Annotated in this window: 13 protein-coding genes; all 13 read right to left on the bottom strand. The window is 64.7% G+C overall.

From position 1 onward, the window contains the following. Positions 1-215 precede the first annotated feature (215 nt). Positions 216-1,199: a FecR family protein gene (locus tag RPB_RS11215; RefSeq protein ID WP_011441125.1), complete on the bottom strand. Its 984-nt coding sequence runs from the start codon at positions 1,197-1,199 to the stop codon at positions 216-218. Between the two features lie 20 nt (positions 1,200-1,219). Then, positions 1,220-1,765, bottom strand: a complete 546-nt coding sequence (locus RPB_RS11210) for an RNA polymerase sigma factor (RefSeq protein ID WP_011441124.1) — start codon at positions 1,763-1,765, stop codon at positions 1,220-1,222. Beyond that, positions 1,762-2,376 carry an STN domain-containing protein gene (locus RPB_RS11205; RefSeq protein WP_080507773.1) on the bottom strand — a complete coding sequence of 205 codons (615 nt, stop codon included), beginning with the start codon at positions 2,374-2,376 and terminating at the stop codon, positions 1,762-1,764. The genes RPB_RS11210 and RPB_RS11205 overlap by 4 nt, the downstream gene beginning before the upstream one ends. Positions 2,377-2,607: 231 nt before the next feature. After that, on the bottom strand, positions 2,608-3,108 hold the full coding sequence (locus RPB_RS25060; RefSeq protein WP_011441122.1) for a hypothetical protein: 501 nt from the start codon (positions 3,106-3,108) through the stop codon (positions 2,608-2,610). A 5-nt stretch (positions 3,109-3,113) separates the two neighbouring features. Further along, positions 3,114-3,905, bottom strand: a complete 792-nt coding sequence (locus RPB_RS11195) for a transglycosylase SLT domain-containing protein (RefSeq protein ID WP_011441121.1) — start codon at positions 3,903-3,905, stop codon at positions 3,114-3,116. Next, a complete protein-coding gene (locus RPB_RS11190) occupies positions 3,902-4,369 on the bottom strand; it encodes a hypothetical protein (protein ID WP_157038809.1) in 468 nt (155 codons plus the stop codon). The genes RPB_RS11195 and RPB_RS11190 overlap by 4 nt, the downstream gene beginning before the upstream one ends. A 43-nt stretch (positions 4,370-4,412) precedes the next feature. Continuing rightward, positions 4,413-4,925 (bottom strand): YbjN domain-containing protein, encoded by a 513-nt coding sequence (locus RPB_RS11185; protein WP_011441119.1) that lies wholly within the window; start codon positions 4,923-4,925, stop codon positions 4,413-4,415. 60 nt (positions 4,926-4,985) lie between these two features. After that, positions 4,986-6,038: a peptidylprolyl isomerase gene (locus tag RPB_RS11180; protein WP_011441118.1), complete on the bottom strand. Its 1,053-nt coding sequence runs from the start codon at positions 6,036-6,038 to the stop codon at positions 4,986-4,988. Then, positions 6,035-6,628: a hypothetical protein gene (locus tag RPB_RS11175; RefSeq protein ID WP_011441117.1), complete on the bottom strand. Its 594-nt coding sequence runs from the start codon at positions 6,626-6,628 to the stop codon at positions 6,035-6,037. Before RPB_RS11175 ends, RPB_RS11180 begins: the two co-directional genes overlap by 4 nt. Positions 6,629-6,630: 2 nt before the next feature. Beyond that, a complete protein-coding gene (locus tag RPB_RS11170) occupies positions 6,631-8,502 on the bottom strand; it encodes a putative porin (protein ID WP_011441116.1) in 1,872 nt (623 codons plus the stop codon). Positions 8,503-8,541: 39 nt separating this feature from the next. After that, positions 8,542-9,285 (bottom strand): TonB C-terminal domain-containing protein, encoded by a 744-nt coding sequence (locus tag RPB_RS11165; protein WP_011441115.1) that lies wholly within the window; start codon positions 9,283-9,285, stop codon positions 8,542-8,544. Further along, positions 9,282-9,755: a hypothetical protein gene (locus RPB_RS11160; RefSeq protein WP_245258345.1), complete on the bottom strand. Its 474-nt coding sequence runs from the start codon at positions 9,753-9,755 to the stop codon at positions 9,282-9,284. The genes RPB_RS11165 and RPB_RS11160 overlap by 4 nt, the downstream gene beginning before the upstream one ends. 16 nt (positions 9,756-9,771) lie before the next feature. Next, positions 9,772-10,176 carry an ExbD/TolR family protein gene (locus tag RPB_RS11155; protein ID WP_011441113.1) on the bottom strand — a complete coding sequence of 135 codons (405 nt, stop codon included), beginning with the start codon at positions 10,174-10,176 and terminating at the stop codon, positions 9,772-9,774.

Here is a 10,176-nt window from a genome sequence, read left to right as displayed (position 1 = left end):
ACGAGAGCCGCGCTGCATCTGCCTGATCGAAGGAACCTCAAGGGACGACATCGCCTCGCACGCTGCTGTCGATTATAGCCGACCGCCGCCACGAAGGACTGACGCACCTGAACCTGGTCTCTTCTTGTGAACGATGAGACGGTCGACCCGGCGCCCGACTGAACCGCGTCATGAAAATTTCATCGAGGAGCCGGCCGACCGGAACTCCGCAGCCGTCATGAGATGAGGACGATTGCACCCGGCAGGGATATCACTTTGGCGCCATAGGCCTGCTGAATCAACGCGATCAAACTGTCGACGCGATCAATCGGAATTTTGGCATCGACCAGACGACGACCGAGCGTCTCGTTCATCAGAACGATACGGCCGCTGCGGTAGCGATTGACCTCGTCGACGGCCTCCGCCAGCGGGGTCCGCCGAAACACCAACTGACCTTCGCGCCAAGCCATCACTGCAGCGGCCTCGACCGCGATGACCGGGCCGACCCGGCCGTCCACGTAAGACGCCTGATGCCCCTCTCGGACGCTGACGGATCGTCGAGCATAGTTCAGCGACACCACGCCGCGTCGACAGGTGACGATCGATCCTGCCGCATCGCTGCGAATGTTGAATTGCGCGTCCGCGGCTCGCACCACGCCGCCGCCCGCGAGCACCGACAGCACCGTCTGATGCGGACACGAAATCGCCGCCTCGCCGGCAATCAGCTCGATCTGCTGCCCCGACTGGCCCGCGACGATGTTCAGGCTACTGCGTGTGTTGAGTTCGATTTTGACACCGTCCGGCATCGCAATGTCGCGACGTTCGGCGGTTAAAGTGCGATAGTCGGCGCCGAGTTCCGGCAACGACGGCCAAAGTCCGAACGGGGGATCGACGGCGAAAGCGCCCGCCGCCGCTGCAGCGGATGCCGCCATCGCGCCGAGGACCCAGCGCCGCGATTGGGGTGCTTCGCCCCGGACCGCGATTTGGGACGACGCGGCGACCGACGGCAAATGCGCGGCCACCTCGACGTTATCCCAGAGGAGATTGACCTCGGCGAAGGCGCGTGCATGCGACGGGCTCTGCGCGCACCAGCGCTTCAGGGCGTCGGCGTCCACGGCCGTGGCCTCGCCGGAGGTGATCCGAACCAGCCAGCGCCGCGCTTCGAACCGCAACGTCGGATACCCCGCCGCATCTGCCACCGGATTGCCGTCCTCTTCCATATCTGATCGCGAGCCGGACACTATGACGGCTTCTGCGAGCGAGGACCGAACCGACGGACGACTTTTCTTTCGAGACGTCGCGCGCAATGCTCCAAGGCCTGGACGAGCTCCTTCTCCACCATGCGCGGCGAGATCCCGAAATGAACCGCAATGTCGGTGTGTTTCATCTCGTGCACGCGTGCGAGCAGAACGATGGCCTTGCGCCGCGGCGGCAGTTCGTCGAGGGCCGCCGCGAGCTGCGTGACCTCCCGACGCGCCTGCGCAATCTGCTCGGGATCCAGCATCTGGTCCGACATATGACGCAACGTTTCGATCTCGGCCGCCGATAGCTTGCGCGCATCCGCTTCGCGCCGGTCGCTGGCCTCGTTCAGGGCCATACGGAACAGGTAGGCCGCGGGCTTCTGCACCGCACTGGCGTCGCCGATGCGGTCGAGCCGCAGCCAGGTGTCGTGCAGCACTTCCATCGCCATCGCGTCCGAGCCGAGCCGGCGCCGCAACCGCAGGCGAAACTGCTGATAATTGGCCTCGAGAAGTGCCCGCAGACGAAGCTTCGAAACAACGCTCATGGCGGGCAGGTCGTCACGTCTTCGGTGATATGCTGCAGCAGCAGCGTCACCGGCTGCGGCAATCCGATCGGCGGCGGCGGCGCCCTGACCGTGGCGATCGCATCGACGATCTGAGCATCGTGCCGCGCATCGCCCGCCGAACCGAGCGCGTGGACTGCGTCGATTTCACCCGTCTGCCCGATCCACACTTGAACCGCCGAGCGATATCGCGTCGCGCGAAGATCGGCGTTGACGCACAGCGACTGCACCACCACCGTTTGAAGGCGCGCGAAATAGCCCTCCAGGCCAGCGCCGCCCCGCGGCCCCGCCTGATGGACGTAGTCCGGCTCCCGTGTGTTGGGTCCGACCGCAAATCCGGCCTCGCCGACCCGCCTGAACGATAGGCCGGTACCGGCGAGCAGAATTCGCAAGGCGTTCGCCGGCGTCAGAGTTCCTCGAACGGCCGAGGACGTCTTGCCCCTCGCTGTTTCGGAATCGATGAGTGCGGCTATCCCTGTCCGATCCGCAAAGTCGACGAGCGCTTCCGCGAGGGGCCGCGACGGCATGTCGAACTTCTGCGGATCGTCCGCGGCGCGCGCAGGACTGTTCGAGAGCAAGATGACAGCAAGCATCAACACGCGAAGGATGACACCTTGATCAACCACGGCGAGCGATAACTTGTCGTTCTCGGTATTGCATTGATGCAGCCGATTTCCTCAAGCAAATGCCTATGGGATGTTTGCAACACTCATATGTCCAGGCGAATCACCGATCGGGCGATCGGCTCAGGTTTCCGCCGCGTGCCTCGGTCAGTCAGCACCCGCGCTGCATCGTTCGACAGCGTCAGCCTGCGTCGAATGTCGTCACCGCCCGCGAGGCGACGGAAAGCTCAAATTCGGGCGATACGGCACAACCGAAATGCCGAAATTGCTTCCGTACTGCTGTTGCACCGCCGGGATGTTCACCGTGCCGACCTTGAGGTCCGACGATCTCGCATCGATCGGGGGTGTGTTCATCACCGGGTTGACCTGATCGACGGTGCGCTTGAGCCTCTGGTTGAGGCAGCTCAACGCGCGATCGTTGCCGACCGCACCATCGCCGCACCGCTCTGGACCACCCTGCCCGCCAGCGCCGCGCCCGGCGATGCCCAGGTCGAGCGCGGGCGGCGCAGTGACGGGGGCAGCCGGCAGCAGAGAACTCGGTGGCGGGGGTTCGATCGTGACCGGCGGAAGCCTGTTCGGGATCGGCGCCTGCGCCAGCGCCGAGGTCGAAGCGATCGCCAAGGCGGCCACGACCGCGACAACAGCCGTCGCCGGGTTCGCGCCTTTGCGAGATGTCGTCCGGCGATATGTCGCTACCGGCATTTGCTTCACCTCCCGGCGCGGACCTGCACCACCAGCGTATTCATTTGCGCGTTCAGCGCGGCGAGGTTGACGCGTCCGATCGTGTTCCCCGCCAAACAGCGACGCCCGCAGTTGCCTGCGCCGATCCCACCCCTACCCGGGGCACCGAAGGTTGCGACCGGGACCTGACCCGTCACCGGAAACCCGAGCGCAGCCAATTTGGCGCGCACCGCAACGCAATACTGGACGGACAGCTGAGAGAACCGCGTCTCACCATGGCCGGCGCGATACTTCATCGTCGCGGTGCAGATATCACCACCGGCGAGGCGCCACGCCTGCGCCAAATAGGTCACGCCGTATTTGATGTTGGTTTCCGGAACCGCGAGTTCGGCATTGCTCCCGGCGAAGCCGAGCATTCGCGCGGTCGGCGGCATGACTTGCATCAATCCGATCTCACCGGAACTGCCGACGGCGTCGGGATTGAAGCCGCTCTCGACGTGCATCACTGCCTCGGCGATTGCCGGCGCGAGACCGTGCCGCTCGGCCTCCCTGACAATCAGCGCGCGATACGCCGAGTTGCCGTTCAGCCGGACGGCCGCAGCGGTTGCCCCCGATGTCACCAGCGCCGGCGGCGCTTCCGCCGCGGCCACTCTGGCTGCGGCTGAATTGGGCGCGCTGGCGGCACCCGTCGCCGATGTCCCGGCCGCAGCCGATGCGACTGGCTCAGCGCGGGCCGAAACGACGATCAGGACGCCGAGCGCCGCTGCGGCGACGCCGTATATGCGCAATCGCTTGCGTCGATTTTCAGCCCGATTCACGGAGACGTCTCCGCCGACTTCACGAGGAGGCGCATTCGCAGCGGCTGCGGCATGCCAGCCGGCACCCGCGCGACGTCACCATCGTTTCCGAGCGCGACCGTCAGCCCCCTGCAATCCAAGTCGCCTTCCAAGTCGCCTTGCATCCCTTCAGCCTCGACGCACTCGACGCGGCCACCGGGACCGACCCAGACGCGTAGCGCGATCGTGGGCGGAGCGCCGGTCTCGCTGGCTTGGCTCCACATCGCCGTTTGTAGCCGGGTTGCGACTGCATCGCCCGAGTTCAGGCGGAGCTGGATCCGCTCTTGTAGCAGGGAGGCGAACTCGATCCAGTCCGGTGGAATGACGGACGATCCTTCGCGAACGGCGATCACCCCGTCCGGAGATCCCGACGAACGGACGGCCGCTGCGAGCGGGCGGCCGAGCCATCGCGCCACTCTGGAACGCCATTCGCCGCCGAACCGCATCGCCCGTCCTCCAGCGATCATCGCGTCTGCCGGTCGCTGATACTTACTGCATCGTCGCCGCTGGCGACGGGCCGGGCTCAACCGCCGGCGAAGCGGCAGCGCCACCGCCATTGGCGTTCGTCGGCTGCGCCAACCCGGCGAGCTCCTCGCGCAGGAACACGATGAGTTGCTGCACCAGGTGATCCCAGATCTCGATCTCGGCACGCAGGTGATCACGGCTGACGCCACCAGCGAGCAGCAGGTCGAGCGACAATGCCAGGAACGGGCCGCTCAGTTGCAGCCGCCCGAACCGCCGCGACGCGTTCCAGCGGTTGACGATGGCGAGCGGCAGTTCGCCCTGCACCTGAATCACGGCGACCAGTGCGATATCGATGATGCCCTGTCCGTCCGAAAGACGGTTACCCGGGCGAATGTCGAAGGCAAGGCCGTTCGTGGCAGAACGCAGATAAGTGAGGCTCGCGACCGGATCAGACGCGGTCTCGACGCGATAGCCCGCGGCCTGAAACAGTTCGCGCAAGCCATCAAGATCGAGCTTGCTGATGAGGGTGTCGGACATGAGAATACTCCAATTGCAAATCGGACATGGCGGCGCCGGGCCGGTGGCTCCGGACTTCGATTAGCGCGCCGCCGGGCTACGCTCGTTCAGCATTCCCGCCAAGGCGAGTTCGTTGATCACCGGAGGCTGCTGCTTCAACAACTCGGCGAGATACGCCCGGCGCAAAGCGGCGGCGCGTTCTGTCCGGATCTGAGCGATCAGCCCGTCGCGAACTTCCGGCAGGGTCCGCGTGTAGGGAGCCTTGGTGTCCAGCACCTTGACGAAGTGCCAGCCGTCATCGAGCTTGATCGGATCCGACACGGCGTTCTTGGACAGTTCCATCACCTTGGCGCGAATTTCCGGCCTGATCTGGCTCTCGGCCACCCAGCCCAACGCGCCGCCATTGGCGTTGCCCGCCTCGGCCGCCACCGCCGCGAAATCTACGCCGGGCGCCTTCAACTTGCGTTGGATATCCTCGACGCTCTTCTTCGCCTTGTCCTCCGCGGCCTTGTCGGCGTCCTTCGGCAACGCCACGAAGATCTGCGCCAGTTCGAACTGGCGCGGCATCAGCAGCGCGGCGCGGTTGGCGTCGTAGACTCTCTGCAGATCGTCTTCGCTCGGGAACCTCTCCGGCGGTGTCGACACCGTCTGCAGATACAATTCGACCGCGGCGCTCTCGCGGACCCGATCGAGCTTCTCGGCGACACTCGGCTGCTGATCCCACTTCTTGGCGGCGATTTCCTGCATCACCAGGCGATTGGCCAGCATCATCCGCACCGCCTGGCTGAGCAGGTTCGGATCCTGACGCAGCGCCGCCAGATCGCGCTCGCCGAGGGCGGCGACGTAGCCGCGGATTTCCTCGGCGGAGATGTTGGTCGATCCGACACGCGCGATGATGTCGTCGGCCTTTCGCGTATCCGGGATTCTTTCGGCCGCCCGAGCGGGCCTCGTCGTCGCCGTCGGCGCGGCCGCCTGAGTCGCCGACGGTTCCTGTTTGGCCGACCGCGGTGCAGCCTGCGGAGCTCTCTGCACGGGCGGATTCGGCGCAGTCTGGGCTACCGCAACCAAGGGGACCAGCGTCGCGACGCCGACAAGTGCCGCCTGTCGGATGCGATCGACGATGCTGTTACTCATGGGCTCACCTTCTGATCGAGAAATTTATCGCCGGTCTCTTGAATGCTGTTCTGGATTTCCACGCGTCTGAATCCGAGCACCGACTCCTGCGCGACAATTGCATCGCCGATGGTGACAGTTTGATAACGATGCAGCAGTTCCTTGCCCGCCGTGATCAGCTGCTTGTTCTTGACGACGCAGCTCTTCGTCGAGGCCTTGTAGGCATTGGCCTCGCCTTCGAACTTGGCGCGTGCCGCATCCTTGTCACGCGCGACCGTGGCCGCCTCTTCGTAAGCGACCTTCCACTTCTCGAGCGTCTCGTCGCGCTCGGCGAGGCGGCGGTTGAACTCGTCGACCGCCTCGCGATACTGCTTCTTCGCCTCCCTCGTCTCCGCCTTCGCGGCATCGGCGACAGCCTTCGCAGCAGCCTTCTCGCGCTCGGCCTCGGCAACTTTGGCTTGCAACGCGGCGCGCTGATCTTCCAGTTGCCGCGTCTGCAGCGTCGCGGCGCGAAGCGCCTCGCGCAGCTTGTCGGTATCGCTGTCGGCCGACGCACCGGTCGCCGAGCAGGTCAGCACGCCCATCGTCAGGAGCAGGATCGAGATCTTCATGGTCAGAACTTCGCGTTGAGGTCGACGATCAGCACGTCCACCGCATAGGGCAGACCGGCGATACTGTTGGCGCTCAGCCAGCGGACGGAGGTCCAGACGTTGTCGCTAAGTCCGAGATTGGCGCCCATGAAGTAACCCTTGAGGTTGGTTCCGCCGAGGCCGAAATCAGAGTCGGCGAAGGCGTCGAGCGTCGCATCCGATTCCAGATATTTGTAGCCTGCGTGCACGTTCCAATCGCCCAGATGCTTGATCTCGCGGTTGCCGACAGTGACACGCCCCATCCAACCCTTGTCGCCGCCGTCATACGCACCCAGCGTCCCGTCGGATGTCGGACCTCGGTTGTTGTAGACATAGCCGCCGACATTGCCCGGCAGACTCGTCAGGCCGACACCGTTCATGGCGAGCGAGCGGTTGAACGCGGTGTTCCAGACGAATTCGCCGTCGAGCACGATATGAAAGGGATGAAACTCGCCGAGGTCGAGCGATCCGGAGACCACCAACGGTCGATATTTCTGCACCAGGCCGAAGTACTGATACTGCAGTTCCGCACCGAAATTGTTGCTGGTGCCGAGCGATCCGAGGTTGCGAAGCGACATATAGGTATTGCCCTTCTGGGCAAACAGCGGGCGGGTCAGATCGGTATTGCAGCCGTTACTTGAATTGGCCACGTAGCACGTCTCCGAGGTCTGGCCCTGCACGTTCTGGAAATCGTAGATCGCTGTCGCGAATCGGAACTCGCTGACCGGCGCGAAGCGCTGCGCGAAGCCGAGCTGAGCACCGAACAGCCACCTGTCGTGGCTGGGGAACTTCGACTGTTCGATCGCAAGGTTGGTCCCGGCATTGAAGTCGGTGTTGAAGATCGGGAACGCGCCGGCGACGCCGAACACCGAGAAGTCCGGAGTTACCGAATATCGGCCCTGCGCCGCGAAACCGTCGAATGCGAGTTCGCGATACCAGACCAGATCGGTCGGCGACCAGAACGGATTGTCGAAACGGCCCGCCGACAGCACGATGTCGCGCTCGAACGCTTCGTATTTGAGATAGCCGCGGTCGAGCCAGATTGAGTATTTGGAGAAGTTCGAGCCGCTGCCGCCCTGCGTCTGATTGGTGGACACCGGGGAGTTGCTCTCACCCGTAGCGACGCGGATGCCGGCGTTGAAGCCGTAGGCGAGATCGGCTTCCATGCCGAGCCGCGCCCGCAGCCGCACCTGATTGCGATCTTGCGTGCTGTTGTAAGTGGGCCAATTGTACGGATTGGTGACGCTCGACAGGTCGTAAGGCGAGCCGCTGTTGATGGCGTTGAAGTTGATCGCGTCGGCCTGGGCGTTGCCCTTCGGGAAAAAGCTGCCGTGATAGCGGCTGCGGACGTCGCCGTAGAAGCGGATGCGCTGTGCCCATTCCGGATACGCGCCCGGCGATGCCCAGTTCTCCTTCTGCGCCTTCGCCATCACTTCCTTTTTCAGTTCGTCGCGGATCTGCCGCTTTACCACTTCCGGCACGTAAGTGACGTGGCGGGTTCCCGGCGGATTGGCGGCGGAGGCGGCTTCGGAGGCGACCTTGGCGGCCTCGTCGGCCTTGACGCGCGCGTCCTTGGCGGCCTGCCGCGAGACGTAGGCCTCGGTGTCGGCCTGCTGGATCAGACTGTCCGCCTCGTCTTGCGTCAGCAGCTTTCGCTTCACCATCAGGTTCAGGAGGTTGACGGTGGCGTTCGGCGCGACCGGCTTGGCATTCGACACCCTGGGCCGCTGGGCCTCGCCCTTGTCGGCCGTGCGATCCTCGCTTTGGCCGAAAGCCGGCGCTGCGGTCGCGAGCGCAGCCAGCGAAACGGCGAGCAGATATGCGCGCCGGCGTGCGTTCGGATTGAAGTCAAACATCGTCCCCTGTCCTTCTACTCGTCGTCGTTGTCAGTTGTGTCAGCTCGGCCGACGCGCGGTCACGCGCGTCACCATCGGCATCGGCATGTCTTTGGGCGGAGGCTCGCGCAACGTCAGGCTGCCGAGCACGTCGTCGCGGATGATGCGGTCGAGTTCGGCGTCGCCGGTCGACGACACCAGTTGCACGCGACTGATCTTGCCGGTGCTGTCCGCCCACAAGCGGATCTGCACCTGGAGTACCGCCCGCTGCGTCCGCTGGTTCCCGCGCAGCGCGCTTTCGATCTGCGACTGCACGATCGAAGCGTACCAGCCCCAGCGGCTGCCTCCGCCGCCCCCACCGCCATAAGGGTTGCCGCCGGGCTTGCCGCCAAGGTTGAACAGGTCGCCGGGGCCGGTCGGCTTGGCGTCGAGCGACAGCGGTCCGGGTGGCTCACTGTTCTTGGCTTCCTTGACCGGCTCGTCCTGCGGTTTCTCGATCGGCTGCTCCTCTTTGAACTCCTGCTCCGCCATCTTCGGCTGCTCGATCATCTTCTGCTCGGGCGGCGGAGGGGCCGGAGGCGGCGGTGGCGGCGGCGGCAGGTTGACGATGGTGATCTCGTGGACCTGACGCGGCGGCGGCAGGTCGTCGCCATCAAACAGAAAGCGGTAGCCGCCGACGAAAAGCACCGTGAGAATCGCCAGCGCCGCCCCGTAACGAAGCGCTGACCGCCTGCCCGATCGGCCGACGACGTCATCCTCGTCAGCCGCCTGACCACTCTTCCAATCGTCACCGAGCTTGCTCACGACGCGCTCCCGCAGGGTCCGCGAGCGGCACTACGCTCGACGCGATATTGCGAGACGAACTTCACCAGCATGGCGAAATCGGTCGTCTCCAGTGTCAGGCGCGACGGCGCCGTGTCGATCCTGAGCTGGAAGCTGGCGTCTTCGGCATGGTATTCGACATAGGCGTCGCGATCGATCGACAGCCGCAGACGCCGACCGCTCGACAGTGTCAGACAGAACGGGTCGTCGGCCTGCCCCGCCGCCGCCGGCCGATCGCGCAGCATGCGCGCGAGATTGACCAGCAGCGCCTCACCGCGGATCGGAAACGCCAGCACGTCATTGCCGTCGGTTTCGTTCCGCTCCGGAACGACGTTGTGAGCGATCGGCGGCTCCGCCGGCCGTCCGGCCCACCGCAGCAACGCGTCGCGCATCTGCACCAGAACGCCGTCCTGAGCCGCCGAAGCGGCGCGGGCCGCGATTGGAAACGACATGAGCATCATGACCTCGTCACTTCACCAGCGGCTTGGTCGCAAGACCAACTTGGCTGAGACCGATCCGGCCCAGAAGATCGAGGACATCCATAACGCTCTGATACTGGGCTTGCGCGTCGCCGCGCAGCACTACAGGAAACTCGGGGGTGAGAGCCTTCTGCTGCACGAGGCGCTGTTCCAATTCCGACAACGTGACCGGCACGGTATCGAGAAAGAGCTTTCCGTCGTTGCCGACGGTGATCGCCTTGGTGGTCTGCGTAGCCAGACTCGGCGCCGCGGAAGCCTTCGGCAGATTGACCTTCTGTCCTTGGACCGTGGCCGTGGTCATGATGATGAAGATCACCAGCAGAACGTAGGCGAGGTCCAACATCGGCGTGATGTTGATGTCGTCGTACGGCTTGGAGTCGTCTTGGACCTGCAT

It is taken from the genome of Rhodopseudomonas palustris HaA2, assembly GCF_000013365.1.
Lineage (GTDB): Bacteria > Pseudomonadota > Alphaproteobacteria > Rhizobiales > Xanthobacteraceae > Rhodopseudomonas > Rhodopseudomonas palustris_J.
The sequence above is the reverse complement of the archived record's forward strand: the minus strand, read 5'-3'. Positions and strand labels throughout refer to the sequence as shown.